Source organism: Dehalococcoides mccartyi (genome assembly GCF_001889305.1).
Taxonomy (GTDB): Bacteria; Chloroflexota; Dehalococcoidia; order Dehalococcoidales; family Dehalococcoidaceae; genus Dehalococcoides; species Dehalococcoides mccartyi_A.
In genome coordinates, this window is record NZ_CP013074.1 from 691,766 (window position 1) to 717,552 (window position 25,787).

Genomic DNA, 25,787 nt, shown 5'->3' on the forward strand with positions numbered 1-25,787 from the left:
AACCAAGCCAAACTTTCTTTAGGCGGCTTCGGGTTATACCGGGTAATAATTTTCAGTGGTTGGCTTGTCTATGGGCAAAGTATCTGCTGGTGCTTTATTTCACCGGGATTGTCTACCATGGATAATATCTTTTGGGCTATGCCTTTCCCGTCCAATCCGTATTTGGCACGAAGCAGGCTTTGATTACCGTGTTCCACAAATTTATCAGGTATGGCAATATTGGCAACCTTGATACTATTAACCAACCCAGCCTCTGCAAGGATAGTGTTTATTCGGCTCCCCAGGCCTCCGGATATTACATTTTCTTCAACAGTAATAAGGTATTTATGGTTTCTGGCTATTTTTATAACCAGCTCCTTATCAAGGGGGCTTATATATCGGTTGTTTACCAGTGTGGGCTTGATACTGCTTTCGGCCAGTATTTCCAAGGCTTCTCTGGAAAATGCGACGCTCTTACCGGTTGCGAGAATGGCTATTTCACTACCGGTGGACAGAACTTCATTTTGACCTATTGGAATATTATGTAAACCATTTTCCATTTCAACCCCTTCGCCGAATCCTCTGGGGTAGCGGATGGCAAATGGTTTGCCTGAATTTACAGCAGTATATAGCAGGTGTTGTAGATCATTTTCATCAGATGGAGCGGCTACTATCATATCCGGTATCAAAGACATGAAAGATAAATCAAAAATACCCTGATGGGTTTTTCCATCATCACCCACAATACCTCCCCTATCAATCGCAAAGACTACCGGAAGTTTTTGTAAACAGACATCATGTATTATCTGATCAAAACTGCGCTGGAGGAAAGTAGAATAGATAACTACGACCGGTATGTAACCTTGGGTAGCCATTCCGGCTGCAAAAGTGACGGCATGCTGCTCGCAAATGCCCACATCAAATACCCTATCAGGAAAGTCTGCAGCAACTTCACCCAATCCGCAGCCATCAGTCATGGCGGCAGTGATAGCCACTACTTGAGGGTTGTCAGACATGATTTTATGTAATGTCTGACCGAACACCTGGCTATACGACTGCCCGTGGCCGCTTTTCAGCCCGCCTGATTTGGGTGAAATACCGTGGTATTTTACGGCATCAGCTTCAGCATCATCGTAGCCTTTGCCTTTTTGGGTAATCATGTGGATAAGTACTGGCTGGGATTCAAAATCTTTGGCGCGTTTAAGTGCTGCCTCAAGTTCGCGGATATTATGGCCATCTACCGGCCCAAGGTATATAAATCCCAGTTCTTCCCAAAGACTGCCCGGAAGCATGGATTTTTCAAATTTGTGTTTAATGCTTTTGGTAAAAGCCCAAACAGCCTTGCCGAAAGGCATATTGGTTATAGTCTGTTTAGCACCCCGCTTGGCGAATTCAAACCGCGGGTCAAAGCGGACATTATTTAAAAATTTAGATAAAGCCCCTGTGGAGGGAGATATAGCCATGCCGTTGTCATTAAGAATGACTATAAACTTGGTGTGCAAGTGTCCGGCATTGTTGATAGCTTCAAAGGACATGCCGCCGGAAATAGCTCCATCTCCGATTACTGAAATGACGCTATAATCTGCTTTAGCCAAATCACGGGCTACAGCCATGCCCAGCCCGGCAGAGATGGAGGTGCTGGCGTGGCCTGCTCCAAACGGGTCATGCGGGCTTTCATCCCGGCAGGTAAAGCCGGATATCCCCCCATGCTGGCGGAGTGTGGCAAACTGTTCGCGGCGGCCGGTCAAGAGTTTGTGGGCATATGACTGATGTCCCACGTCCCATATTATTTTATCTTTGGGACTTTCAAAAACGCGATGCAACGCAATAGTAAGCTCAACGACGCCTAAGCTTGAGGCTAAATGTCCCCCGTTTAAAGTCACCCGGTTTACGAGCTCTTCACGGATTTGGACAGCCAGCTCATTTAGTTCGTCCAGAGTAAGTTTTTTCAGGTCTGAGGGACTATTTATTGTGTCTAGCAGTTTTGACATTTCCAAGTTGTGCGGAATAGAAATTTCCAATCCTGTATTCAAATTATAGTAACAGTTGTGTTCATACTAGTCAAGCTAGAAAAAGATTGACTAGTATAGTCGTATTTGCTAGAGTTTTCGGGACAGTTGGCATATAAAATGCCAAAAGAGGTAATAAAAAGGACTTGTCGTCAGAATTTTGGATTAATCTGGGCCTGCCGCCGGAGTGGCTGGTTTTTCTGGTATCAGCTCTGCCTGTTTTTGAATTGCGTGGGGCTTTACCACTGTCTATAAATATTCTCGGTATTCCCTGGTATTGGGCGTATCTGATTGCACTGGCAGGTAATCTGCTGCCTGTGCCATTGATACTGTTTTTACTGGAAAAAGTGTTAAATGTACTTGAGCATTTCGACTTCATGCGTGGCTTTACCCGATGGATTTATGTTATGGGGCAAAAGAGGAGTGCCACTGTTGAAAAATATAAACGTATCGGGCTTATACTGTTAGTTGCAATACCCCTGCCTTTTACTGGAGCGTGGACAGGTTCATTAGTTGCGGTTGTATTGGGTCTTAACCGTAACGAATCTTTGCTGTATATCAGTTTGGGAGTTGTCGTGGCTGGAGCGATTGTTACTTGCTTATGTTTGTTAGGCTGGGTTGGGGCTATGCTGGCAGGATTGGTACTTGGAGGTATTGCATTTACCCGTATAATACACTCAAAAAACCAGCTTGTTTAACTTGACCTTAAAAGCTGTAAAATGGTAGCATTTCATCGTGTCCCCGTAGCTCAGCTGGATAGAGCAACTGCCTTCTAAGTAGTGGGTCGAGAGTTCGAATCTCTCCGGGGACGCCACTCTATTTTAGATTTTATCTGCCATCTGTAGAAATATTTTCATCCTGTTTCAGCGTCATGCATATCAAATAATTATCAGATTTGCGAATATCAGACTAATTAAGGGTGTATGAGAGATCTCTTTCCTGCTGTACTTGTATGAATAGTTTTAAAGGCGGTTGCTGGCATATCAACAGGTGTGGCATATTAAAACTGTCCCAGGTGACCGAAGCAATGGTGACGGAAACTGACCCAGATAACCTTAGTAAGTTCTACCACAATACGGAGCTAGGTAATCTAAAGAGCCCTCTCTGAAGATTGTCAAGAAACTGGGTAGGTAGAAACCGAAAGGGAGCTCCAAGGTTAAAACGTCCCGAATGCATAGGCTACCTGGGGCCGCTGTTTTATTTGGGTTTAAAATCAGGCGTTTGCTGTATGCCGGGTATGCCTATAAATGGCAGATTACGATATTCCTCATGGTAATCCAGTCCGTAACCTACCACAAATTCATCAGGTAGTTCAAAACCTACATAGTCAATCTTTATGTCAATAAGCCTTCTTACTTTGCGGTCAAGCAGTGTGCATACCTTCAGACTGGCGGGATTTTTAGACCTTAGGTGGTTTAAAAGGTAGTTCAAGGTTATGCCTGTATCTACAATATCTTCAACAAGCAGTATGTCTCTGCCTGCTACGTCCAAATCCATATCTTTGGTTATGCGTACCATAGATGTATTGCTTCCGCTATAATAGGATATGGTCATAAAATCTATATCCAGAGGAACGGCTATCTGGCGTATCAAGTCAGCCATGAAACAGATAAATCCCCTTTGCACCCCGATAAGTATAGGACGGTTGTCCGGATAATCATCAGAAATTTGGCGTGCCAGGCTGGCCACTCTTTCAGCGATATCCTGTGCAGTATAAAGTACTCTATCTATTCCGTGAGCTCTGGTCTGCGCCAATGGACCGCAGCCATACTTGGACAATAGGCGTGCATAATCATTTTTATATAACAAGCTTATTTTTATATCGGGGTAAAGCTCTCTGAGCAGCTTGAGTTTATGATTTTTGGTAGTGACCAGACTTTGTTTTAGAGTGGTCAGTTCTATATACATGTCCAGCCCTGGAAGATAAAAGTCAGGTGTAAACATTTCTGTAACCCGTTCCCCTTCCCAGCTAAGCGGGAAAGAGCGGGGTTCGTATATCCATTCTATATTATAAAAATCCAGCAGGCGGGCAAATTCAGTTTCGCTTTGGTGAGCAAAGGTGATATTTCTGGCAGTTTTCAAGTCTGAAATCGGCATTGGGGTGATTTTGTCCGACGAGGCAGTATTTACCGGCAAGGTGAAAAATGCCAGTGAAATTATATGTGCCATATTTTCGGCAAAATTTATATCCTGTTGGCTGAATTCGTAAAAATCCTTGCAGTAAAACCTGAGGCTGCCGATCACTTTTTCCTGCTGGATAATAGGACTGCCCATTATTGAAGAAAAGCCGGCTTTTGAAGCCATTTGCGGAAACTGGATACGGCTGTCATTTTGGGCATCTGTAATAGCTATGGTTTGAATGTTTACAGTTTCACCCAGGCTGTCTGTGGCTGAAAGAACCCCTTTATGAATGTAAAACTGGGGCAGTCCGAAGGAGATATTGTGGGAAAGTTTTTGCCCGGCTGTATCAATAAGGAGGAGTGATACAGCGCAATGGCTGGCCCGTGCTGCCAGTCGGACAATCCCTTCCAGCTTTGCTTTAAGTTCAGCTGGGGTATTCAGGCTCTGGATTGACCGGCTAACGGCCTTGTAAAAAGCCCGCTCTTTGTTCAATACCATTCTCTCCTAGCACAATTGTAAAATGGTAGATTGGGTATGTCAATTTAATAAAATGGAAAAACCGCTGCTTTTAGACAGCGGTCAATTATCCATTTTATGGGTTTAAATCTAGTTGGTTTTAACAGCAGCGGCTTTGGCTGCCACAGCAGCAAATGCAACGCTGTCAGATACAGCCATATCGGCTAAAACCTTGCGGTTTATATCAATACCGGCAAGCTTGAGGCCTGAAATAAGCTCACCATAGGTCAGCCCTTCAGCTCTGGCGGCTGCATTGATACGGGTTATCCAAAGCCTGCGCATATCACCTTTGCGTGCGCGCCTGTGGGCAAAAGCATAGCTCATGGCATGAACCATGGATTCATGTGCCCGCTTAAAAAGCGAATGTCTGGTTGAAGCGTGGCCTTTGGTTAAGGCCAATACCTTCTTATGTCTTTTATGTGTGGCTATGCCACCTTTAATACGTGCCAATGTAGTACCCCTCCCTAGTTAGCTTACACCATATGGAATTAACTTCTGAATACGAGCTCTGTCCACACCAGCTACCTGAGACATTTCGTCAAACTGACGGCGTACTCTGGCGGATTTATTACGGCGCAGGTGGCTCTTCATGCCTTTGCTGCGCATAATTTTGCCGGTACCGGTGACATGAAAGCGCTTTACAGCGGTCTTTCTGGTTTTCATTTTAGGCATTAGCAGTTTCCTGTCCTTCCTTTACCTTAGACACTTTGATAGCTGCCTTAGGCAAAAGTGTTAAATGCATTCTGGATCCGAGTAATGAAGGTTGCCCTTCTATAGTTGCAATATCAGTTAAAGTATCAGCCATTTTCTTAAGTAATTTCAAACCCAGCTCAGCATGGGTTATTTCCCGTCCCCGGAACATAACAGTCAGCTTTACTTTGTCTCCGCTTTCAAGTTGCTTGCGGGCAGAGCGGGCTTTGGCATCAAAATCATGTTCACCAATTTTAGGACGCACACGTATCTCTTTCAACAGGGATATCTTCTGCGTTCTCTTAGCTTCACGGTCCTTCTTGGTCTGTTCAAAACGGTATTTACCGTAATCCATCAAACGGCACACGGGGGGCACCGCTGTAGGAGCAACTTCAACCAAATCAAGATTGATTTTCCTGGCCTGTTCACGGGCCTGTAAAATTGGCAAAATGCCTAACTGTTCGCCTTTGTCACCTACAAGGCGACATTCGCGGGCAGTTATTTGATTATTGATGCGAAGTTCCTTAAATATTCCTGGCTACCTCCTTAACGGACACACGTCTATTCTGGCAAAATATACCATAGTTCAGCTAGGTAATCAAATCTCTGTAGACTTGGTTTTTATTTTATTAAGGAGCATAGATTTAAACTCTGCAAACGGCATTACCTGCTGGCTGCCGATACGACTTCTCAGGGCTATACTCCCGGTTTCAATCTCTTTGTCTCCAACCACCAGCATGTATGGTATCTTAGCAAGTTGAGCTTGACGGATTTTCTGGTTCATAGTTTCGGAGCGATTATCTACCTCTACCCTAACTTCTTCTTCCCTTAGTTCACAGGCCAGCTTTTCGGCAAATTCGCTATGCCTATCGGCAATGGGTATTATCATAACCTGCTTCGGTGATAACCAGACAGGGAAAGCACCACCATATTGTTCGGTTAAACAGGACATAAACCGTTCCATGCTGCCTAGTACTGTGCGGTGCACCATAGCTACTGGCTGGTCCTTGCCGTCCTCCCCTACCACGCTGACTTCAAAACGTTCGGGCAATTGGAAATCCACTTGAATAGTTGGTCCTTGCCATGCGCGTCCCAAGGCATCTTCAAATTTTATGTCAATCTTGGGACCGTAGAAGACACCCTCTCCGGGGTCTACCTGATAAGAAATCCCGTTGGCTTCCAGAGCTTTTGCTAAAATATCAGTGGCATATTCCCATTTAGCCAGCTCGCCCACATATTTTTCGGGACGAGTTGAAAGCATAACCTTGTATTTGGCAAAGCCGAAGGTGTCAATCATGAATTTTGCCAGATCAAGAACCTTTACAACTTCTTTTTCCAACTGTTCATATAAACAGAATATATGGGCGTCATCCTGGGTAAAACCGCGTACCCTTGAAAGTCCGTGTAAAACACCTGAGCGTTCATAACGGTAAACAGTACCCAGTTCAGCCATACGGATAGGCAGTTCTTTGTATGAGCGGGTGCGGTTTTTAAACATGAGGATATGGTAAACACAGTTCATTGGCTTAAGTACATACTCTTCGCCGTCAATATCCATAGGGCTATACATATTTTCGCGGTAAAAACCCCAGTGCCCGCTTGTTTTCCAGAGGTCTACTTTGGCTATGTGGGGGGTATAAACCAGATTATAACCCCGTTTGAGGTGCTCTTTTTTCCAGAATTCTTCAATCAGGTGTCGTATTGTAGCACCGTTTGGCAGCCAGTTTACCAGACCGCCCCCTATTTCCTGATGTAATGAAAACAGCTCCAGTTCTTTGCCTAGTTTACGGTGATCGCGTTTAGCGGCTTCTTCAATCATATTCAAATAGTCTGCCAGAGAGGCTTTATCCAAAAAGGCTGCCCCGTATATACGCTGCAACATGGGGCGTTTTTCGTCACCTCTCCAGTAGGCACCTGCAATAGACAAAAGCTTAAAAGCCTTTACCTTGCTGGTGTAGTTGACGTGAGGCCCGCGGCAGAGATCACAAAAGTTACCCTGACGGTAAATACTTACGGTTTCGTCAGGGATATCATTCAGTAGCTCCAGTTTATACGGCTGGTCGGCAAAAAGTTTTCGGGCTTCATCTTTAGACATTTCTTCACGCCTGAAAGGCAGATTAGCCTTTACCAGCTGATTCATCCGGGTTTCTATTTCAGGCAGGTCTTCTGGTGTGAGGGTGCGAGGCAGGTCAAAATCATAGTAAAAACCGGTATCAATAGCCGGCCCTATGCCAAGCTTGGCCTCAGGAAACATGGACAAGACCGCTTCAGCCATAATATGGGCGGCGGAGTGACGCATGATTTCAAGGTCGCTTATGGGCTTTGCTTCGTCTATTTGGTTGGCCATAAGATTCACCTCTAATCTAAATAAAAGCCTCTCACCCACCGTTTCCGGTTAATGAGAGGCTTTTTCTCTCTTGGGTTAGCTTTTGTAACTAATTATACATGGGCTAAGCCAAATTAGGCAATATTATCAGATAAGCGCGCCGAAGGCGGTAGCCAGGAGTACGGCTGCAAAAACTATACTTAAGTTTATGATAACCAGGATTGAAATCCACTCCCAGCTGGTAAGGCGTTTAATGACAGCTTTTACCAGAGCTTCCTGAGCTTTACTCATGGCTTCTTCGGCAGCTAGTTTAGCCGCGTTGGCAATACTCTCTGCTTTGGCACCGGCATCTTCGGCAGCACGGCGGGCTTTTTCAACCTCGGCGGCGGCCTTCATCTGGGCATCACGCATCATGGCTTCTGCCTGTGAGCGGGATATCCGGGCAAAGTCTTCAGCTGAACGCTTGGCATCAATACCTACCTGTTCAGCTCTGTTTATGAGTTCCTGAATAATACTCATTGAAGCATGAATTGCGGCATCTCCGGCCTCGTCGGCCAGTGTAGCCTTCTTGCGGGTTTCTTCCGCTACCTTGAATCCTGACTTGGCGGATTCCTTAGCGGCATAACCGGCATCTTCAGCTCGTTTAGCAATATCACCGCTTACTCTGGTTGCGGCTTCAAGGGCTTCATCTCCGGCTATCTCAGCCAGAGATGATTTGCGGGCAGTTTCCTCTGCCAGTTGCAAAGCTGCTGTAGCTGCCATTTTGGCTTTGCGTCCGGCTTCATCTGCCTTGCGGGCACTATCAGCATCTTTTCTGGTATTAGCAGCAGTAGTTGCCGTGTTTGCAGCAGCTGTAGCTTCAGTAGCATTATTTCCAGCTTTATTTGCGGCCAGAATAGTTTTATCAAGGTCTGTCTTGGCGGTTAGAGCAATCTGGCTGGCACGGATGGCAGTTGCCTCGGCAGCCTTTTTATTGGCCAGAGCAGTTTCCTTGGCAGTTAGTGCTACTTCGTCTGCCCGGTTGGTAGCCTCTTCCGCAGCCAGTTTGGCGGCTTTGGCGGTATCTTCAGCCTTGTAAGCAGCCTCTTCGGCTCTCAAAGCGGCGGCAGCGGCAGCAGCGGCAGCAGCAGCGGCTGCTTGTTCAGCCCTGCGGGTGGCTTCCTCCGCAGCCAGTTGAGCCTTCTTGGCAGCATCTTCGGCGGCTTTGGTAGCAGCCTTTACAGCCTCATCAGCTGCCAGTTTGGCAGCCGCTATCGCTTCTTCAGCTTTCTTTGCGGCAGCGGCAGCAGCAGCTTCGGCTCTCTTGGCAGCTTCATTAGCGGCATTCGTAGCGTTGGCAGCAGCTAGTTTGGCGGCTTCTCCGGCAGTTTTGACAGCTTCCTCGGCTTTTTGGGTAGCAGCCAAAGCAGCCGCTTCTGCCCGTTTGGCTGCTAAATCAGCAGCTTTTATGGCATCCTCAGCTTTTTGAGTGGAAAGCAAACTGGCGTTTTCAGCTTTTCTAGATGCTTCGGCGGCAGCAGCTTCAGCTTTGCGGGCAGCATCTTCAGCTACTAAAATAGCTTTTTCAGCTGAAGATTTGGCAGCGGCAACAGCCGCCTCAGATTTCATCGCCGCAGACATGGCGGCTTCGCTAGCTGTGGCTATAGCCTCAGCGGCAGCTTTTTTGGAAGCCAAAAGGGCTTCTTCTGCTTTTAAAGCAGCGGCTTTGGCAGCCGCCTCTGCTCTAAGAGCAGCATCGTTAGCGGCTTTTATAGCCTGTTCGGCAGCAGATTTAGCTATAGCACTGGCTTCCTCTGCTTTCTTGGCAGCGGCTTGAGCAGCTGCGGTAGCCATGGCGGCAGCTTCTTTGGCTGCCAGACTGGCGGCTTCTGCCCTTTTGGCAGCTTCGCTTGCAGATTTCATAGCATTTTCAGCTGCATTAGTAGCAGCCAAGCTGGCGGCTTCGGCTTTACGGGCAGCTTCTTCAGCTTTGAGTACTGCTTCTCGTGAGGCATTGGTAGCTTCTTCGGCGGTTTTTCTGGCTAAAGCAGAGGCTTGTTCGGCTCTGTGAGCAGCATCTTCTGCAGCTCTGGTAGCCAGTTCGGAAGCTTGAATAGCTGCGATAGTGGCATCTTGAGCTTCGCGGATAGCTTTTTCAGCTGCCTGGCGGGCATTCTCACCGGCGTCTTCCGCCCTTTGAGCGGCAGACTCAGCTACAAGCATGGCATTATCTGCTGCATCACGTGCAGCTTGGCTCGCGGCCTCTGCCCTTCTGGCGGCTTCTTCCGCTACCTTTTTAAAATCTTCAGCAGCCTTAGCCGCCCCTTTTTCAGCATCTTCGGCCTTACGCGAGGCTAATTCAGCAGCTTTCAGGGCTTCATTGGCGGCGTTGGTGGCTAATTTAGCAGTTTTTTCGGCTGCAGCAGCAGCTTCGGCAGCAGCTCTGGTTGCGGTTTCGGCCGCTTTTTCACCGGCTAACCGGGCATCTTCAGCCCTTTTTTCAGCCAGATTGGCAGCTTGAGTAGCACTTTCAGCTGCTTTACCTGCAGTGACAGCCGCTTCTTGTGCCCTGCGGGCAGCTTCAGCAGCAGCGCGTATATTGGCATCCATTTCATCCAGGATTTGAGGTAAAGGTTTAGTTAAAATCTTGGGTTGGGCAACAGGTTCATTATTTGAAGAAATGTTTTTCTTTCCTTCCATTTTTAGATTCCTCTCACCATTATTAGCCAAAAAACCTAAAGCCTCCCAACCGGTTTCAACGGTTGAGAGGCTTTTGTATCAGGTTTGACCACCACGAAGTCATTATAACATTCGTTGCGGACCATCAACAAGACATTTTATTAAAGCAAGGCGCCAAGGGCAGTAGCAATAAGGACTGCCGCAAACACTATACTAAGGTTAATCACTACCAGAATTACAATCCATTCCCAGCTGGTAAGACGTTTAATGACTGCTTTTACCAGAGCTTCCTCAGCTTTGGCAAGCGCCTCTTCGGCAGCTCTGCGTGCGCTTTGGGCAACCTCTTCGGCTGTTTGTCTTACCCGTGATACCTCTGCCACAGCTCTATCTGCAGCGGCCCTGGCGGTAGTTTCAGCACCGGTAGCTCGTTCAGCAGCGGCCTTGGCGGTAGCTTCAGCACCGGTAGCTCGCTCAGCGGCGGATTTGGCGGTAGCTTCAGCTCTGGTGGCTAACTCTTGCAAGATGGACATTGCAGTCCGGATAGCATCATCGCCGGCTTTGTCTGCAGATGCAGCTTGCTGAGCCATGTTTTCGGCAATTTTAAAGCCACTTGCAGCTGATTCTTTGGCCATTCGGCCAGCTTCATCAACCGCAGCAGCTAATTTGCCGCTGACTTTAGTGGCAGCTTCTATGGCTTCATCTCCGGCTACATCGGCCATTTCAGCTTTGTGAGCCAGCTGTTCGGACAAATGTAAAGCAGAGACCGCCATTTCTTTGGCTTTACGCCCTGCATCATCGGCGGCTTTACCTGCTTCGGTAGTTAGTTTGATAGTGGCTTCTTTGCCGGCGGATTTGGCTGCAGCAACAGCAGCTGCAACTTCAGCGCTGGCTCTTTCAGCCTGTTTAATAAGCCTCTCAAGAGCTTCTTTGGCTGCTTTGGCAATTTCCTCAGCCCTGATGGCAGTTTGTTCCGCAGCTCTCTGGGCAGCTATAGCTGCTTCTTTTGAAGAACGGGCAACTTCATCAGCTTTTGCCGTTGCTTCTTCAGCGGCATAGATAGCGGCTCTGGCAGTTTCCTCTGCACGTCTGGCAGCTTCCTCTGCGCGTCTGGCAGCTTCCTCTGCGGCTAAACTGGCCTGAGCAGCTGCTTCGGCAGCAGAGGCTCTGGCTTTCTCGCTGGCTTCATCGGCAGCTTTTTTGAAGGTTTCGGCGGCTTTTACGGCAGCCTTATCAGCCTCAACTGAACGCAAAATAGCTTCCTGGGCTTTTGCAGCAGCTTCGGCAGCTTTAGCAACTGCTTCAGCGGCGGCTTTCTTGGCTACTGCAGCGGCATTTTCACCTGCAAGCCGGGCATCTTCAGCCCGTTTTTCTGCTACCTCAGCGGCACGCATAGAAGTGCTAGCAGATGCGCTTGCCTGTTTTGCTGCTTCCTCTGCACGTCTGGCGGCTTCCGCTGCGGCGCGGATATTGGCCTCCATTTCGTCCAGAATAATAGGCAGAGGCTTGGTCATAATCTTGGGACCGGGTTGGTCTACATGCTGACCCAGAGCAGGGCTTTTATTCTCCATTTCATCCTCTTTCCTTGGCCGGCTAGTAGTACCAATGCCACAAATAGCCGTTGCCAAAAACTATATATAGCTCTGACAATTAAAACGCACTATTAAACAAGCAAGTACTTATATATCACTCATGTGTAGTCTAATCTATGCTTAGATCAGAGTCAATACGAAAGTATGAGTGGCCAAGAATATATTATATTATGTAAAGTTAAAAACGGGTTAGATTTGCGGTAGATTTAGAGCAAATGGGTCAATATATCATCACCAAACAAATGAAAGCAATAAAACTAAGAAAAAATGATAAAGAAGTAAAGATATATAGATATATAATACTGTGCCTGAAGCAACAGCGTTTTGAGGGTAAATGTGAGAAAAGAGTTTGGTAATATAGTGCCTCAGGTTAAATGATGGTTTTTCTGGCAAGATACGTGGATTATAATAAGGGCGTGTTTGTATCGGTAAACTATAAGCATACCGGATTAACATTTCAGGTTTGGGTTTCGTGGTGGGGAAGCGGGGACTCGAACCCCGACGCCTTTCGACACATGATCCTAAGTCATGCCCGTCTGCCAATTCCGGCACTCCCCCGCTTTGAGAGTACATATTAACATTTTGGGCTTAGCCTCTCAAGCTAATAACAGATAATCAGTTTGACAAGCCGGTATTTCCATTATAACATCACTGTATGATTGTGCTATTTGGAAACAAAGCCTACTTCGATATCTTGGGGTACATGGTTACTACCTGCCCCGGTTGCAAGACTACTTCGGTAATGACAGTCGAACAGCAGCGCAAAAAACTTACGGTTTATTTTATCCCCACCTTCGATTTTTCCCGCAGGCAATATATGTATTGCGGTCATTGCCATGAGCGGTTTGAAATTGATAAAAGCCTCCAATCCACAGTGAAAGCCCGCCTGTTGAGCAAAAAACAGATGGAGAACTTAATGCTGAAGCTGGAGATGGAAAACCCCCGCTACGAATGTGCCAATTGCGAATCTGGGGTGGAGGCAGGTATGCATTTCTGTCCTCAATGCGGAAATTGTTTGGATTGAGGGTGAACGTATGTACGAAAATATTACCCGAAGCGTAAAAGATATTTTGGCTGAATTGCCGCCTGACGTGGTGCTTGAAGCGGCTGTCAAGAAACGCCAGCCGTCTGAAATATTGGCTGCCATAGATGCCGGTATAAAGATAATCGGTCATAACTATTTAACCGAGGCTGAAGAAACCTACCCGCTTATCGGAGACAAGGCTGAGTGGCACTTTATAGGGAAGGTTCAGTCGAATAAATGCAAAAAGATAGTCCGCCGTTTCTCAGTTGTGGAAACAGTGGATAATATTGAAATAGCCTCTGAATTAAATCGGCGGGCAGCTGAGATTGATAAAATCCTGTCGGTTTTTATTGAGATAAACAGCGGGCGGGAAAAACAAAAGTCAGGGGTATTGCCAGAAGAGACTGTGGAATTGGCCAAACGTATATCTTGCTTATCAAACCTTAAACTGACGGGGTTGATGACTATGGGGCCGGCACTGGAAGCCCCTGAGGAACTGCGTACCATATTCCGCCTGACCAAAATTAAGTTTGATGAGATAGCCGCTATGGGTTTACCAAATACTGAGCTTCAGTTTCTCTCCATGGGTATGTCAGGCTCTTACAAAGTGGCTGTTCAGGAAGGTGCTAATCTGGTTAGGCTGGGCACCCGCATCTTTGGACCTCGCCCCTAATGGGGTATTGTTTTCAGACGGGCCACAATATCGTGCAGATCTTGAAATGGGTAGCAGGGTAAATTGCTCTTTTTGAAACGGTCAAGCAGCATATCTGTGGCAAAGGCATAATCGCAAAGTTTGGCAGGCGGAAAATCCGAAGGGCCATTTCCTGCATAAATCACCTTATAGTTTTGCGACCGGTAATGGTTAGTGTAGCTTTCCTTAAAACCGTTATCCACCATTTTGCCGTCAGGCCCGTAATAGCGGGCGTCAAGCCCTTCACTGGTAAAAAGTGTACGGGCGGCATTGATCTCGATATCCTTAAATCCCAGTTCTTCCAGCATGGTATGGATATAAAAATCCAGTCCGTTACTTACTACTGAAAAACGGATATTTTCCTGCTTGCAGTAGTTGATAAGTTCATGGATGCCTTTTTTGGGTACAGCATTTTCCCGAATAAAATCAACTAGTGTCTTTTGGTCTTCTTTTACTAGTGCAAAAGCCCGGTAATTGAAATCACCTACGCTTATTTTGCCCTGTTGGTATTCGCGCAAAATGGCACACCAGTCACCTTGAGCATATTTCTCCAGTATTAAAAAGCTTACGTCTCCTTCAGTAAGGGTGCCGTCAAAATCACTCTGGAACATCAGCTTAGGGTTATGAGTAAGGGGCATATATATTTATCCTGTTCGTCTGGCTAGTCACGGATTTCTTCGGGCAGTTCATCATCCGCCCCTATCTCGTGCAGCTTTTCTTCACTTTCAAGGTGGTCTATGTAAAGTATGCCATCCAGATGTTCGGTTTCATGTTCCAGCAACTGGGCGACAATACCGGTTCCTTTTATGCGGCAAGCCTTACCATGGCGGTCAAGCCCCTTAGCGGTAACAGTTTCGGCTCTGGTAAGTTCACCAAAATACCCCGGAATGGAAAGGCAGCCTTCAGTAACCTGTCTCTGCCCTTCTTTTTTCACAATCTCCGGGTTAATAAGTACGGTTGCTTCTTTGGCATCCGGTTCGCGGAAAACTACCAGCCTGAGAGATACGCCCACTTGAGGGGCAGCTAATCCCGCTCCATCAGCGCTACTCATAGTTTCAATCATATCATCAATGAGCATTTGAATTGAGCTGTCAATGGAAGGTACTTTTTTGGCTTTCTTCCGTAAAACCGGCTCAGGCAGCTCACAGATGCGGCGTATTGCCATGGAATTTTTCTCCGTTTGCGAATTAGTTTATAAAATTACACTATAACTATAGCATATTTAGCTTTGGCGGACAAAAATTCAGACTTGCTCAAAGTCAAGCACTATGCTACCATATCTTGCACAGTCGGGGTGTAGCGCAGCCTGGTAGCGCACCTGAATGGGGTTCAGGTGGTCGGAGGTTCAAATCCTCTCACCCCGACCATTTTCTTTAAACTAAAGCCCTCTTTCAAAGAGGGCTTTTTATTTATCGGATAAATAAGTTTAGTATGTTTATACAGTCTGAGTTACGAACCGCCCGCCAGTGCTCCGCCAAATACCTGCCAGGCCAGAGCTGTCTTGGCTGTAAGGCTTAGAAATACGTAAACCCGCTCGCCAAACAGATAATCCCGCCACTTGCCTGATTTCTTGTATTGCAGCCACATGTTTAGAGCAAAGCTGAAAAAGAAAACGAACAGAGTAGGCAGGATGAAATAAACAAATGTGGGTATATTTTCGCTGGCTTGTGATATTGCCCCGAAGAAATAAATACTTATAGCCACCCAAGGTATGAATCCGGCAAAACACCCGAAAGTGTATGAAAGCCAGTTGGTTTTGGATGTGGTCTGGTTATGAAGCTCCATCATCAGGCCAAACAGATTCATAGCAGCATTTGCCCCAAAAATAGCAATTAAAGTTGCTACATCATATATACCGCTGAGCATAGCAATCAGGACAATCATTATAGATGAACTTAAAGCATACTCGTACCAGCGGGCGTAGTTAATCCCTTTTGATAAATTAGTTTTGTACCATTCAAATATACCTGGTAAAGACAGCAAGAAATGGGCTGTGGCTGAAAGCAATAGGAAGATGGCAACCATAGGGCCTACTGGCAGGTCAAATAGTACTTCGGGTGGTTTAAAAGTAATCCCGCCGGGGCCGCCGCCGATAAAGTTGGTGGTAACCGGAAGCGAGAAACTGTTGCTGAGGAATAAGATAAGTATTGATTGGGCTAAATGGAAACTGCCCATGACAAGGTTATAAACCCGCAGTTTCCTAAACGCTTGTGGCTGATTCAGCTCAGGCTGTTTTACTTTTTTGTTAGCCATATTACCTCCCGTCACCATTTACAGGTAAAAACAGGTAAACTCTCAAAAAAAGTTACAGGCTGTACAGAATGCCGCCTGTCAGTCCGGCGGCAGCACCCAGGAAAACCCCCCAGCCCATATCTACCAAAGCCATCTTCAGGCTGAAACTATTTAAAGTGGAATAATTGGTCAGGTCATGAATACCGTAAGTGATAAATCCGAAAAGACCACCGTAAGCCAGAGCGGCAAAAATATTATCTCCGGCTAGCGGCAAAGCCATAGCTACTATACCTAAACTTATAAGCAGGTAGACCAGTATTGCCGATGGCCAGTCCGGTGACATACTCCCTCCGCTCCAGCGGGCAATCGGAGAAAGTTCGGTAACGTAAAATTTTTTGGCAATCAAGCCAATCCAGACGATATCCAGAACAAAGATAAGCACCAATACTATAAGGTAGACCAGTATACCGCTCATCTTTCCTCCTTAGGCGTTCTTTCCATGTATTCTATAAACCAGCCACCTGCCAGTTCAGCCACTTTCTCCAGCGCCCCCGGCTCTTCAAAAAGGTGGCCGGCTCCGGGTAGTATGCAAAGATGATTGAGGGCGCGCATTTGCTTTTGAGCTTGGGTATTAAGCTTTAATACTTGGGAGTCATTTTCACCGACTATAAATAAAGTTGGAGATTCCACCATTGGCAGCAGTTCTCTGGCAAGGTCAGGCCGCCCTCCTCTAGATACAACCGCCTTTATCTGCCCGGGCAGTAGCGAAGAAGCATAAAGCGCGGCGGCAGCCCCGGTGCTTGCCCCGAAATAACCTAACGGCAGGTTTTTGGTTTCTTCTTTGGTTTTCAGCATTTCAGTTACTTTAATAACTCTGTCTGCCAGAAAACGGAAATTGTAGCGGGTATTGGCTATTAGAATATCTACCATATCTTCTTGGGGTGTCAGCAAATCAAATAGAAAGGTAGCTAATCCATAACTATTTAGCTGGTGGGCAACCTGACGGTTGCGGGGACTCTGGCGGTTTGAGCCTGAGCCATGTACAAATATCACTAGCCCTATGGGTTCCGGCGGTATAGCCAGCTCACCGGGCAATTTGGTAGTGCCTATCACAACATTTATAGTTTTTTCGTATATCTGCATAAAAATTCCTGGCTATAGTATAGGATATTACTTTACCAAAGTCATTATAAATAAAGCAAAATTATTAAACTAAATTTAAAAATAGGTGTTTTCCCATAGGGCAAATAAGTACTAATACGCATTATTTTTGATGGTCAATTATTGTAACCTTCTAACACGGACAGACTCTTTTCCCTGCTGTATTTGAGTTAAGAAATATGGAGGAGGCCGAAATGAAAGTCACAATAAACGCCTGCCCCAAGTGCAAAAAGGAACGGGTTATTCGGATAGAAGATGAAAATAACCTCTATGAGTATCGGGAGCGATATGTACATCAGGACTGCACCAAGTGTGTAGCCAAAGAAATGGAATCTAAAGCAGTAGGTGCTTCGGCCTGACTCCAATATCACTTAATAATAAAGCCCCCGGCTTTAAGCCGGGGGCTTTTGATTTTATCTGCTTGCGTTACTAGATAAAAAGAGGAGCAAGTACCAGAGTAATGGTAGAAAGCAACTTTATCAGTACGTGGATTGACGGACCGGCAGTGTCCTTGAAGGGGTCACCTACTGTATCACCCACCACAGTTGCGGCATGAGTAACAGTATGTTTCATGACAGGACTGCCATCTTTTTCCAGCATTTCGCCTGTTTCAATGTATTTTTTGGCATTATCCCAGGCACCGCCTGCGTTATTCAGATAGGCGGCCATCATGATACCGCCGATAGTACCTACCATCAGGAATCCGGCGATGGCCATTGCGGAATCATATCCGGTTACTCTAAGGAAAATACCCAGAATAATGGGGGAAAGTACGGGCAGCAGGCCGGGGAAAATCATTTCGCGCAGACCGGCGGCAGCGGTTATATCTACTGCACGAGCATAATCCGGGCGTGAAGTTCCGGCTAGAATACCGGGGTCGGCCTTAAACTGGCGGCGTACTTCTTCAATAATCTTGGAAGCAGTTTTACCCACAGCTTTGATAGCTACGGCGGAGAAGAAGAATACCAGGGCAACAGCCAGCAAACCGCCTACGAATACTTCAATTCGTGAAAGGTCTACCGCCATCATTTCGGTTTCACCGCGAAGGAAGGCAACCCGCTCCAGATAAGCCTCAAAGAGCAGGAAAGCAGCCAGACCGGCAGAAGCCAGGGCATACCCCTTGGTCAAAGCCTTGGTGGTATTACCAACGGCATCCAGATGGTCAGTAATTTTTCTTACTTTGCCGCCTACTCCGGCCATTTCAATAACGCCGTTTGCATTATCGGTAATGGGGCCGAAAGTATCCATGGCAAGAATGAAGGGGCAGGTCATAAGCATACCCATGGTAGCGGCAGCAGTACCGAAAACAGCACCGCCAGCGATACCGGTTTGTCCGCCCATCCAGTAAGAAAGCAGCAGGGCGGCACCAATAGTAATAGCGGTAGGCATGGCGGTTTCAAGACCGACAGCCGTACCGGAAACTATATTGGTAGCCGGACCGGTGCGTGAGGCATTGGCAATTTCCTTAACGGGGTTATAACGGAATTCAGTGTAGTATTGAGTTATGAAAACCATGGCTACACTGGTAAGAATACCAATGACGCCTGCACCAAACAGCCACAGGTCACCGCCAATAGTCTGATTAGCTATAAAGATACCTATTATAGATAAACCTACAGCTGTAAAGTAGCCGCGGTTAAGGGCATTCATGGGGCTTTCGTTATCCTTACCGCGTACGAACATAATACCTATGATTGAGGCCAATATGCCGAAGGCACGGACAACCAGCGGGAAGAGTACCCAGGCAGCATTTCCAGTAGCCAGATAAAGGGTAATACCCAGTATCATAGCACCTATATTTTCGGCAGCAGTAGATTCAAATAAATCAGCACCGCGGCCGGCGCAGTCACCTACGTTATCACCCACCAGGTCAGCGATAACAGCGGCATTGCGGGGATCATCTTCAGGGATACCGGCTTCAACTTTACCCACCAGGTCAGCACCCATGTCAGCGGCTTTGGTATAAATACCGCCGCCCAGCTGGGCAAACAGAGCCACAAAACTGGCACCGAAACCGAAACCGATAATAAGATGGGGAGTTACTTCGGGATTGCCTCCGTACATGTAATAGATGCCGGCGACACCAAGCAGACTTAGAGCGACAATGAGGAAACCGGAAACAGCACCGCCTCTAATAGCTACTGTAACAGCTTCAGAGAGGCCACCTTTTGCGGCAGCAGCGGCACATCTGAGGTTTGATTTAACCGAGATGTACATGCCGATAATGCCAGAGATACCGGAGCATAGAGCACCTGCCATGAAGGCAAGAGCAGTCCGCCAGGCGATACCAAAACCGGTTATGCCATAGGCTTCCAGTCCGCGTTCGCCACCTAGCAAACCAACCACTGCACCCACAGCTACTGCAGCCACGATGGCCAGAATAGCGATGGTGCGATACTGCCGCCTCAAGAAAGCTACAGCGCCTTCAAGAATACGGCCGGCAATATCCTGCATAGCCGGGGTACCGGAATCACGACGCATAACATCGCGAATCAGGTAGAGGGCAAATAGCACGGCAATAAGCCCTGCTGTCCACACCAACCAGGATAGATCCACAGTCTTCTCCCTTCTTTTTTTAGTCTTCTATTTTTAAACGCCGTAAGTATAAGTTATAAGTGCATTTTCGTCAAACATGCAAGTACCTTTGGAATAAGTGATATATATCAAACGGACATGGGGCTTTGCAAAGCTGACTGTATTCTGATATAAATACCCCCTAGGAGACAATTATGGGGATTACCAGTTTTGTAATAGGCCTTTTCAGTTTGGCCGGTATGGGAGTGGGTTTGATTCCTTTGCTGGGCACGATTAATTTTTTTAATTTCTTCTTTGCACTTATCGGTTTGGGATTGGGTATCGGCGGTATGCTGCGTTCCCCCCGCCACCGTCTCAGTTTGGCAGGGATTGCTCTTTGCGGATTATCTTTGGTGCTGGGTTTTGTAAAATACATCTTAGGTTAATATTTCCTGTCTCAAATAAAAAAGCCAGACTTAAGTCTGGCTTTTTTATTTGTTGGTTTATTTAAATTATTTATTTGCCCAGCGCTCGGCTATATCCCCTGCAATGGGCAATTTGTATTTGAACCCTTGTGCCGCCTTTACTATCAGAACTACCCACAATATGAATGAAAGAACACTTATAACCCAGCTGATAAATACCCCCAGCACAGGTATTATGGTAAAAACCAAACCGATTATCTGAAGTGAACCGAAAACCACCAGTGACTGATAGGCATGGAAGCGGACAAATTTATTATCTTTCTCAAGAATCAGGAATATAATAGCGGAAATCCAGGCAAGTACGTAACAAAGTAATCCGGCAACATTTTCCTGCAAACCGGTAGAGGTTCTGGTCATTAGTATCTCCTTTAATAATCTAGTTTAAGGCTATATTATTTTAAACTTGGCGTCAATATATCCGAATATATTTTTATTGTTTTACATCCGGATGCTTGGTTTCCATTTCCTGCCGCATTTGCAGGTATTCTATCAGGCTGGTACGGGAAATAATGCCTACCAGTTTGCCATCTGATAAAACCGGCAGCTGGTTAATATCTTTGGACTGCAGTATATTTATCACATTGCCAAGATGTTCTTCAGGGTTCACCGTCTTAAGTTTTTCAAAAGGGGTCATTACCTGCCGTACTGATGTCTGGCCAAGTTTATCTGTCGGTATTTTTTTAATATCACTCAGGCTTATAAGGCCTGTAAGCTGCCCATTCTCAAATACAGGGAGCGCCCTTTGGTTAAGCGGCAATATATATTCGTGAAGTGTCTGATAGAGTGTTTTATCCGGGTCAATAGTTTTAAATTCACGCCGCATCACTCTGCTTACGTTTACTGCGCTGAGTATTTCCGAAATAACTGTTTGCTGGTATGATCCTTGAGCCGTTGTAGCCATAAACCAGCCTATAAGTGCCAGCCAGAGACCGCTTATACCTATGCCCAGGAAAGCGGCGGTAATACCTCCAAAGATTAGCAGGTAAGCAAAGACCAGCCCTACTCTAGCTGAAATGAGAGTGGCTTTTCTGAGATTCTTTAAGGTATTCCAAATAATAGCTCTGAGTATCCGCCCCCCGTCCAGAGGGAAACCGGGGGTAAGATTGAAAATGGCCAGCATGGCGTTTATCTGGGCTAGATATAAAAATACTCCGCTTGTCAGAGTAATATTGAGAGCGGCGAAGACAGACTGAAATAGCCAGAATACCAGTGCCAGTATAATGCTGACTGCCGGACCGGAGATAGCTATACGGAATTCGGCTCCGGGATTATCCGGTTCTTTGGTCAGGTTTGAAACCCCGCCAAAAATAAACAAAACTATGCTTTTAACCGGTATGCCCTGTCTTATGGCTATCACAGAGTGCCCCAGTTCATGGGCTAAAACCGAGCCGAAAAGGAGCAGGCAGCTTAGAACCCCCAATGCCCAACCGGTAAACAGGCTTATTTGGTTATCTATTGCAGGATAATAAGCCACAGCCAAAGACCAGCTTAGCAGAGCGAAGATAATGAGCCACGAAGCATGAATGCCTATTTCTATGCCTAGAATCCGCCCAAGCTTGAAAGAGGATTTCATGGTCTCCCTCCAGCAGCTGTAAGGAGTTATTAAAAGCTTATATCTTCTATTATATACTGTAAAGTACCGGAGGGTACTTCTATTTCTACTTTATCGCCCTTACACCGGTTAAAAAGAGCCTTGCCAATGGGTGATGAGGCAGATATTTTGCCCTTTAGGGGTTCTATTTCTTTAGGGCTCACCAAAGTATAAACGCACTGGTCCCCGTTTTTCAGGTCACGGAGTTTTACGGTATTGCCCATATTTACTTTGGATGTGTTATTATCGGTATATTCGCTGACTTCGGCATATTTTAGTTCGTGTTCTATTTCTTTTATGCGCCCTTCAATCTGGCCGCGTTGTTCCTTGGCGGCGTGGTAAGGGGCATTTTCACGCATATCTTTATCCATGGCAGCCAAACGCATTTCTTCAATAACTTCAATCCGTTTGCCTTTCAGGGTGCTCAGTTCATCTTCCAGTTTTTTATAACCGCTTGCGGTCATAGGTATCTTTTCAACGGCAGTTTGGCTGGTGCGGGCAGCAGATTTTCGTGAAGCCAGCTTTTTAATCTTGATATGTGAAGAAAGATTGTAATCCACCCAACCCTGTTCATTCAGGTATGTCAGGAAAGCCCGTACAGACTGTAGTTTGACGGATACTTCCTTGTCAGAAGAAGAGATGCATTCCGGGTAGCGGGATACCTCAATGGCAGTCATACGGCAAACAAGCTTGTCCTTTCCGCACCAGCGGGTAAAATGGACCAGCGAATTCTGGTGAATTTTCTTATTGCTGTTATCGTTAAGATATTGATTTAATGCTTCGTCAAGGTTAATGCCGCTGTTTTGCATAAAAATTCTGATTGACTCCGATTTTCTTTTTTAGCTGCGGATAAGATCTAGCGGGTTTTTAAGAGGTGGGCAAATGCTTTGCCATGCCAGTCAAACCCCAGGTGACTCTTTGCAGCCATCTTCTCAATCATACCATTTGCGGCACACTTTTTAAAAATTTGTTCCAGCAGGCGGTCATCAAGCCCCGCGTATATCCTGCTGAGGAGTTTGCCAATGTATAGCTCTGATCCTATAAGAGCTTTCCAGCTTTTTTCATATTCGGCCATATCTGCTTTGGAAAGTTTATTGGTTTTTATTTTTTTATCCAGACAAGCCACCGCCAAATCAGCACACAGCAAACCGAAGTATATCCCTCCCCCAGTGGTTGGTTTTAACTGACCGGCAAAATCACCCACCGCCAGTACTCTATCTCCGAAACTGGCGGAAAGATTGCCTGCCGGAATCGGGCGGCAGGCATATTTTATATTTCTATCGGGTATCAGCCCTTGTTTGTATATAGTATTATGTAAAATACTCCAGCATTCATTTGGGTTTTTACGGGTCAACAACCCCATTTTAGCTGCATGATCATTTATGGGACTGAGCCAACCGAAATATCCCTGAGATATAGCTTTACCGGTAAAGAGTGACAATGCGGTTGGTATGGAGGTGTCAACTTCCCCCTGCAAGCCGAAGGCAAAGTGCTTTATTTCTCCTAGTCCGGCTGCCCAGCTGAGTTCAGTATTATATCCTGCGGCCAGAACAGCGGCTTTGGCAAAGAAAGTTTGCCCTCCTTTGGTGGTTATGCAGATACCATTACCTGTGTTTTCAAGGCCGTTTACCTGGCAGCCGAAATTTATCTGCACCCCGCAGTTTACGGCCTGTTTTAGTAAACCAGCCTGAAATCCGCCCCTATCCAGCATTATGGCCTGGGGTGTATTCCGCTTAAGCAGTAACTTTCGCCCGTAAGGTGAATATACGGTAGCTTCCGAAAATATATTTTGTACGTGTTCGGCCTCAAAGCCATATTTTGCGGCACACTCTGTGCTGATTAAACCCGTACAGCAAATTTGTTTTACCATCTCCGGCCTTTTTTCCAGCAGCCTTACTTCGTAGCCGCGCTGAGCCAGACACTTGGCGGTGTATATTCCTACCGGCCCCGCCCCTATTACCAATATATCCGTATTCATAAAATATATTATCCGTTTTTCAGGTAAAAAAGACAATTGGCAATAATAACACAAAAGAGTATTGTGCTAAATCTAAAATAACGTTATAATAAAGGACAAAAGTATAAAATTATGCTTGACAGAGGGGTATATGATAGTAACCGTAACCAGTGTGGTTATTGCTACTGCAACAGGTACGGCGGCAGTTATAGGTGGTGTTTCGCTGGCCTCTCTGATAGCTTTTTTGATTGCCCGGGAGATGGCACTGGCCAGAAAATCCGCTTTTTCCATAAGGGTAGCCCGCTACCTGGGAATCAGTATTTTCCCCTTGTTTCTGGTGATGGGTGTTATTGTGATTTCCCGTATAATGGAAACGCTAGCCCAGTAACAGCGGCGCTACCGCAAAGAGTATAGTATTTGTTATTCCGTGTGCCAGGGTAACTCCCAGTATAGAGCCTGTCTTTTTGACCAGATAACCGAATATGAGTGCCACTCCGAAGACAAAAACGATATCAGTTATGGAAAGAAACCCAATATGGAGTATGGCAAATATTAGGCTGATGTAGATTATTCCCCTTGCCTCGAATGAATCCAGTGCTGCTTTCTGTAAAACTCCTCTGAATATAAGTTCCTCAACAAATCCGGTTGTGATTAGCAGTATCAGACCGGGCAATACCAGGCTGCTCCAGCTTAAGGTTTCTATGATGGCTTCAGGTTTTAAAATAGCGTATTCGGCAAAACCCAGCCCTATTCCTGTAAGGCCTATCAGTATCTGTATCGGTATTTTCCCCCAGTTGAGGCCTATATCTTTAAAATTGTATTCAAGTGTTCTGGCTACTATAACAGTTCCAATCAGCAAAGGCAGGTAGATAACGGGATACCACCATATCTGGGGAATATCAGAAAGGGGCATAGCCAGGCTGATTATGCGTATCAAGGCTACCAATGAAAGTGACAGAATAAGCCGGTCAGGATGAAAGCGGTTGGTTTTGGCAACCCGAAAGATGATGCTGAATAAAAGTAATATATATATGCCAAGCCCGAAAAGCGGTTGGCAGGCTACAGTGACAATTTCAGCTGCGGTGATTATCAGCAGGTAAACCAAGGCACTAAGCATCCGTAATGCCTTTTACCGGTAATTTATTCATATAGGCTATCAGGCTGTCCAGAGTTATAAAGCCGGATTGGATATTTTTACCTTCCAACCTGACTATCTCTATCTTGTCCTCATTCATGCGGCGGGCAATATCCAGAGCATTTTCCTCCGGCGGTATGACTGGTATTTGGCTGACAGGAGTATACAGTTCAGCTAAGGGCTTGGATTTAAGATTGTCCGCATTTTTCAGGTTGTGCCGGTTTATTATACCTGCCAGCCCGTTTTCATCTTCAACCAGTATATATGCCCCGTTTGGTGTTTGGGTCAGATAATCTCCGAAAATCTGGGTGGATTTAGCTTTGGGTATATTAAAGTCAATTACTTCCATAGGTGTGACTCTTTTTAACACCTGCTGCAGGGTATACTGGCGGAAACTGGTTCGGGCGGTATCAGATAAATACCAGCCTAGCAATCCCAGCCAGACGCCGGACAACCAGTCTTGGGTGCGTATCACGATAAATATTCCGGCCGCTATAAAAAAATAACCGAATATCTGGCCTGCTATGGTTGAAATGCGGGTGGATTTGGTCAGGTCTTTGGTTTGCTGCCAGAAGGCTGCCCGGAGAATGCGCCCTCCATCCAGGGGGAAGCCGGGAATCAGGTTAAATACCGCCAGTATCAGGTTAATCTGAGCCAGCCAGTAGTTCATTACGGCCAGTTCAGGGCTTTGTCCGTTAAGGTTTATATACAGAACATAAAATATTCCTGCCAGTCCCAAACTTGAGGCCGGTCCGGCCAGTGCCATTTTAAATTCGCTTCCGGCGGTTTCTGCTTCTTCACTCATATTAGCAGCCCCGCCGAAAATAAAAAGGGTGATGCTTTTTACTTTCATACCGTTAGCTCTGCCGATTAGGCTGTGAGCAAGTTCATGGACGATTACCGATGCAAAAAACAGCAGGCTGGTAGTAATTCCCATAATCCAGAGCTTGAGATCGTCGGCATTATCCAAGGTGTCAGGAAATACCTGGGTAGCCAGAAAAACGGATACCAGCCCGAATATGATAAACCAGCCGTAATGAAGGCGGAACTGGATGCCGAAAAGCTTGCCTATATTTATGCCCTGTTCCATATCACCTGACAATCTTTAA

General features: G+C 46.2%; 26 protein-coding genes and 3 tRNA genes. 8 read left to right on the forward strand and 21 right to left on the reverse strand.

Annotation, left to right across the window (positions count from 1 at the left end; genetic code table 11):
- Positions 1 to 68: 68 nt before the first annotated feature.
- Positions 69 to 1,970, reverse strand: coding sequence for a 1-deoxy-D-xylulose-5-phosphate synthase (dxs, locus tag ASJ33_RS03695; RefSeq protein ID WP_041330824.1), 1,902 nt, complete (start codon positions 1,968 to 1,970; stop codon positions 69 to 71).
- A 164-nt stretch (positions 1,971 to 2,134) separates the two neighbouring features.
- On the opposite strand from dxs, the gene ASJ33_RS03700 reads away from it, so the two are divergent.
- Together ASJ33_RS03700 and ASJ33_RS03705 are read left to right on the forward strand one after the other, a co-directional pair.
- Positions 2,135 to 2,686, forward strand: coding sequence for a COG2426 family protein (locus tag ASJ33_RS03700; RefSeq protein ID WP_041330825.1), 552 nt, complete (start codon positions 2,135 to 2,137; stop codon positions 2,684 to 2,686).
- A gap of 39 nt (positions 2,687 to 2,725) precedes the next feature.
- Positions 2,726 to 2,802: transfer RNA gene (locus ASJ33_RS03705), tRNA-Arg, on the forward strand.
- Positions 2,803 to 3,185: 383 nt separating this feature from the next.
- On the opposite strand, the gene hpt is transcribed toward ASJ33_RS03705, so the two are convergent.
- The 8 genes from hpt to ASJ33_RS03750 all read right to left on the reverse strand — a co-directional run bounded on the left by hpt (position 3,186) and on the right by ASJ33_RS03750 (position 12,446).
- On the reverse strand, positions 3,186 to 4,607 hold the full coding sequence (gene hpt / locus ASJ33_RS08625) for a hypoxanthine phosphoribosyltransferase (protein WP_072555580.1): 1,422 nt from the start codon (positions 4,605 to 4,607) through the stop codon (positions 3,186 to 3,188).
- A 108-nt stretch (positions 4,608 to 4,715) separates the two neighbouring features.
- Complete coding sequence (gene rplT / locus ASJ33_RS03720) at positions 4,716 to 5,075, reverse strand: 50S ribosomal protein L20 (RefSeq protein WP_023652200.1); 360 nt, start codon at positions 5,073 to 5,075, stop codon at positions 4,716 to 4,718.
- 18 nt (positions 5,076 to 5,093) lie between these two features.
- A complete protein-coding gene (rpmI, locus tag ASJ33_RS03725) occupies positions 5,094 to 5,297 on the reverse strand; it encodes a 50S ribosomal protein L35 (protein ID WP_012881956.1) in 204 nt (67 codons plus the stop codon).
- Positions 5,290 to 5,847 (reverse strand): translation initiation factor IF-3, encoded by a 558-nt coding sequence (gene infC / locus ASJ33_RS03730; protein WP_072555582.1) that lies wholly within the window; start codon positions 5,845 to 5,847, stop codon positions 5,290 to 5,292. Before infC ends, rpmI begins: the two co-directional genes overlap by 8 nt.
- 66 nt (positions 5,848 to 5,913) lie before the next feature.
- A complete protein-coding gene (gene thrS / locus ASJ33_RS03735; protein WP_023652202.1) occupies positions 5,914 to 7,662 on the reverse strand; it encodes a threonine--tRNA ligase in 1,749 nt (582 codons plus the stop codon).
- A 126-nt stretch (positions 7,663 to 7,788) separates the two neighbouring features.
- Positions 7,789 to 10,320, reverse strand: coding sequence for a hypothetical protein (locus tag ASJ33_RS03740; protein WP_023652203.1), 2,532 nt, complete (start codon positions 10,318 to 10,320; stop codon positions 7,789 to 7,791).
- A 140-nt stretch (positions 10,321 to 10,460) separates the two neighbouring features.
- Positions 10,461 to 11,867 (reverse strand): hypothetical protein, encoded by a 1,407-nt coding sequence (locus tag ASJ33_RS03745; RefSeq protein ID WP_012881960.1) that lies wholly within the window; start codon positions 11,865 to 11,867, stop codon positions 10,461 to 10,463.
- A gap of 494 nt (positions 11,868 to 12,361) precedes the next feature.
- A tRNA-Leu gene (locus tag ASJ33_RS03750) sits at positions 12,362 to 12,446 on the reverse strand.
- 97 nt (positions 12,447 to 12,543) lie between these two features.
- Here ASJ33_RS03750 and ASJ33_RS03755 point away from each other — a divergent pair.
- Together ASJ33_RS03755 and ASJ33_RS03760 are read left to right on the forward strand one after the other, a co-directional pair.
- Positions 12,544 to 12,912 (forward strand): zinc ribbon domain-containing protein, encoded by a 369-nt coding sequence (locus tag ASJ33_RS03755; protein ID WP_012881961.1) that lies wholly within the window; start codon positions 12,544 to 12,546, stop codon positions 12,910 to 12,912.
- A 10-nt stretch (positions 12,913 to 12,922) separates the two neighbouring features.
- A complete protein-coding gene (locus tag ASJ33_RS03760; RefSeq protein WP_041330827.1) occupies positions 12,923 to 13,585 on the forward strand; it encodes a YggS family pyridoxal phosphate-dependent enzyme in 663 nt (220 codons plus the stop codon).
- Here ASJ33_RS03760 and ASJ33_RS03765 read toward each other — a convergent pair.
- Together ASJ33_RS03765 and def are read right to left on the reverse strand one after the other, a co-directional pair.
- On the reverse strand, positions 13,582 to 14,241 hold the full coding sequence (locus ASJ33_RS03765) for an MtnX-like HAD-IB family phosphatase (RefSeq protein ID WP_023652207.1): 660 nt from the start codon (positions 14,239 to 14,241) through the stop codon (positions 13,582 to 13,584). The genes ASJ33_RS03760 and ASJ33_RS03765 overlap by 4 nt on opposite strands.
- Positions 14,242 to 14,264: 23 nt before the next feature.
- Positions 14,265 to 14,768 carry a peptide deformylase gene (gene def / locus ASJ33_RS03770; protein ID WP_041330829.1) on the reverse strand — a complete coding sequence of 168 codons (504 nt, stop codon included), beginning with the start codon at positions 14,766 to 14,768 and terminating at the stop codon, positions 14,265 to 14,267.
- 125 nt (positions 14,769 to 14,893) lie between these two features.
- On the opposite strand from def, the gene ASJ33_RS03775 reads away from it, so the two are divergent.
- Positions 14,894 to 14,970 (forward strand) — tRNA-Pro (locus ASJ33_RS03775).
- A gap of 82 nt (positions 14,971 to 15,052) precedes the next feature.
- Here ASJ33_RS03775 and heR read toward each other — a convergent pair.
- The 3 genes from heR to ASJ33_RS03790 are packed head-to-tail and all read right to left on the reverse strand — an operon-like array spanning position 15,053 to position 16,978.
- On the reverse strand, positions 15,053 to 15,856 hold the full coding sequence (heR, locus tag ASJ33_RS03780; protein ID WP_041330830.1) for a heliorhodopsin HeR: 804 nt from the start codon (positions 15,854 to 15,856) through the stop codon (positions 15,053 to 15,055).
- Positions 15,857 to 15,908: 52 nt separating this feature from the next.
- Entirely contained in the window at positions 15,909 to 16,310 is a 402-nt protein-coding gene (locus ASJ33_RS03785; protein WP_023652210.1) for a DUF2177 family protein, read from the reverse strand.
- Complete coding sequence (locus tag ASJ33_RS03790; RefSeq protein WP_023652211.1) at positions 16,307 to 16,978, reverse strand: dienelactone hydrolase family protein; 672 nt, start codon at positions 16,976 to 16,978, stop codon at positions 16,307 to 16,309. Before ASJ33_RS03790 ends, ASJ33_RS03785 begins: the two co-directional genes overlap by 4 nt.
- A gap of 212 nt (positions 16,979 to 17,190) precedes the next feature.
- Here ASJ33_RS03790 and ASJ33_RS08475 point away from each other — a divergent pair, with 212 nt between their 5' ends.
- A complete protein-coding gene (locus tag ASJ33_RS08475) occupies positions 17,191 to 17,355 on the forward strand; it encodes a hypothetical protein (protein WP_012881968.1) in 165 nt (54 codons plus the stop codon).
- A gap of 70 nt (positions 17,356 to 17,425) precedes the next feature.
- On the opposite strand, the gene ASJ33_RS03795 is transcribed toward ASJ33_RS08475, so the two are convergent.
- On the reverse strand, positions 17,426 to 19,552 hold the full coding sequence (locus tag ASJ33_RS03795; RefSeq protein WP_012881969.1) for a sodium-translocating pyrophosphatase: 2,127 nt from the start codon (positions 19,550 to 19,552) through the stop codon (positions 17,426 to 17,428).
- Positions 19,553 to 19,725: 173 nt separating this feature from the next.
- Here ASJ33_RS03795 and ASJ33_RS03800 point away from each other — a divergent pair, with 173 nt between their 5' ends.
- On the forward strand, positions 19,726 to 19,956 hold the full coding sequence (locus tag ASJ33_RS03800) for a hypothetical protein (RefSeq protein ID WP_012881970.1): 231 nt from the start codon (positions 19,726 to 19,728) through the stop codon (positions 19,954 to 19,956).
- Positions 19,957 to 20,022: 66 nt separating this feature from the next.
- Here ASJ33_RS03800 and ASJ33_RS03805 read toward each other — a convergent pair whose 3' ends face one another.
- From ASJ33_RS03805 to ASJ33_RS03820, 4 genes are all read right to left on the reverse strand, one after another.
- Positions 20,023 to 20,352, reverse strand: coding sequence for a DUF4870 domain-containing protein (locus ASJ33_RS03805; RefSeq protein ID WP_023652212.1), 330 nt, complete (start codon positions 20,350 to 20,352; stop codon positions 20,023 to 20,025).
- Positions 20,353 to 20,425: 73 nt separating this feature from the next.
- Complete coding sequence (locus ASJ33_RS03810) at positions 20,426 to 21,568, reverse strand: site-2 protease family protein (protein ID WP_041330833.1); 1,143 nt, start codon at positions 21,566 to 21,568, stop codon at positions 20,426 to 20,428.
- A gap of 29 nt (positions 21,569 to 21,597) precedes the next feature.
- Positions 21,598 to 22,395 carry a transcription elongation factor GreA gene (gene greA / locus ASJ33_RS03815; RefSeq protein ID WP_041330835.1) on the reverse strand — a complete coding sequence of 266 codons (798 nt, stop codon included), beginning with the start codon at positions 22,393 to 22,395 and terminating at the stop codon, positions 21,598 to 21,600.
- Positions 22,396 to 22,442: 47 nt separating this feature from the next.
- Entirely contained in the window at positions 22,443 to 23,564 is a 1,122-nt protein-coding gene (locus ASJ33_RS03820) for an NAD(P)/FAD-dependent oxidoreductase (protein WP_236886634.1), read from the reverse strand.
- Between the two features lie 130 nt (positions 23,565 to 23,694).
- Here ASJ33_RS03820 and ASJ33_RS03825 point away from each other — a divergent pair, with 130 nt between their 5' ends.
- A complete protein-coding gene (locus tag ASJ33_RS03825; protein WP_010936505.1) occupies positions 23,695 to 23,931 on the forward strand; it encodes a hypothetical protein in 237 nt (78 codons plus the stop codon).
- Here the strand turns inward: ASJ33_RS03825 and ASJ33_RS03830 are convergent.
- A complete protein-coding gene (locus tag ASJ33_RS03830) occupies positions 23,920 to 24,660 on the reverse strand; it encodes a CPBP family intramembrane glutamic endopeptidase (RefSeq protein WP_041330836.1) in 741 nt (246 codons plus the stop codon). The genes ASJ33_RS03825 and ASJ33_RS03830 overlap by 12 nt on opposite strands.
- Positions 24,653 to 25,768: a site-2 protease family protein gene (locus ASJ33_RS03835; protein WP_041330838.1), complete on the reverse strand. Its 1,116-nt coding sequence runs from the start codon at positions 25,766 to 25,768 to the stop codon at positions 24,653 to 24,655. The genes ASJ33_RS03830 and ASJ33_RS03835 overlap by 8 nt, the downstream gene beginning before the upstream one ends.
- Between the last annotated feature and the right edge of the window lie 19 nt (positions 25,769 to 25,787).

Coding starts and splice junctions, on each gene's coding strand:
- ASJ33_RS03790 (WP_023652211.1), bottom strand. CDS start 16,978: ATGCAGATATACGAAAAAACTATAAATGTTGTGATAGGCACTACCAAA.
- dxs (WP_041330824.1), bottom strand. CDS start 1,970: ATGTCAAAACTGCTAGACACAATAAATAGTCCCTCAGACCTGAAAAAA.
- ASJ33_RS03740 (WP_023652203.1), bottom strand. CDS start 10,320: ATGGAAGGAAAGAAAAACATTTCTTCAAATAATGAACCTGTTGCCCAA.
- ASJ33_RS03810 (WP_041330833.1), bottom strand. CDS start 21,568: ATGAAATCCTCTTTCAAGCTTGGGCGGATTCTAGGCATAGAAATAGGC.
- ASJ33_RS03805 (WP_023652212.1), bottom strand. CDS start 20,352: ATGACCAGAACCTCTACCGGTTTGCAGGAAAATGTTGCCGGATTACTT.
- ASJ33_RS03835 (WP_041330838.1), bottom strand. CDS start 25,768: ATGGAACAGGGCATAAATATAGGCAAGCTTTTCGGCATCCAGTTCCGC.
- ASJ33_RS03785 (WP_023652210.1), bottom strand. CDS start 16,310: ATGAGCGGTATACTGGTCTACCTTATAGTATTGGTGCTTATCTTTGTT.
- ASJ33_RS08475 (WP_012881968.1), top strand. CDS start 17,191: ATGAAAGTCACAATAAACGCCTGCCCCAAGTGCAAAAAGGAACGGGTT.
- rpmI (WP_012881956.1), bottom strand. CDS start 5,297: ATGCCTAAAATGAAAACCAGAAAGACCGCTGTAAAGCGCTTTCATGTC.
- ASJ33_RS03800 (WP_012881970.1), top strand. CDS start 19,726: ATGGGGATTACCAGTTTTGTAATAGGCCTTTTCAGTTTGGCCGGTATG.
- ASJ33_RS03820 (WP_236886634.1), bottom strand. CDS start 23,564: ATGAATACGGATATATTGGTAATAGGGGCGGGGCCGGTAGGAATATAC.
- def (WP_041330829.1), bottom strand. CDS start 14,768: ATGGCAATACGCCGCATCTGTGAGCTGCCTGAGCCGGTTTTACGGAAG.
- hpt (WP_072555580.1), bottom strand. CDS start 4,607: ATGGTATTGAACAAAGAGCGGGCTTTTTACAAGGCCGTTAGCCGGTCA.
- ASJ33_RS03765 (WP_023652207.1), bottom strand. CDS start 14,241: ATGCCCCTTACTCATAACCCTAAGCTGATGTTCCAGAGTGATTTTGAC.
- thrS (WP_023652202.1), bottom strand. CDS start 7,662: ATGGCCAACCAAATAGACGAAGCAAAGCCCATAAGCGACCTTGAAATC.
- ASJ33_RS03755 (WP_012881961.1), top strand. CDS start 12,544: ATGATTGTGCTATTTGGAAACAAAGCCTACTTCGATATCTTGGGGTAC.
- ASJ33_RS03745 (WP_012881960.1), bottom strand. CDS start 11,867: ATGGAGAATAAAAGCCCTGCTCTGGGTCAGCATGTAGACCAACCCGGT.
- greA (WP_041330835.1), bottom strand. CDS start 22,395: ATGCAAAACAGCGGCATTAACCTTGACGAAGCATTAAATCAATATCTT.
- ASJ33_RS03825 (WP_010936505.1), top strand. CDS start 23,695: ATGATAGTAACCGTAACCAGTGTGGTTATTGCTACTGCAACAGGTACG.
- ASJ33_RS03760 (WP_041330827.1), top strand. CDS start 12,923: ATGTACGAAAATATTACCCGAAGCGTAAAAGATATTTTGGCTGAATTG.
- ASJ33_RS03830 (WP_041330836.1), bottom strand. CDS start 24,660: ATGCTTAGTGCCTTGGTTTACCTGCTGATAATCACCGCAGCTGAAATT.
- heR (WP_041330830.1), bottom strand. CDS start 15,856: ATGGCTAACAAAAAAGTAAAACAGCCTGAGCTGAATCAGCCACAAGCG.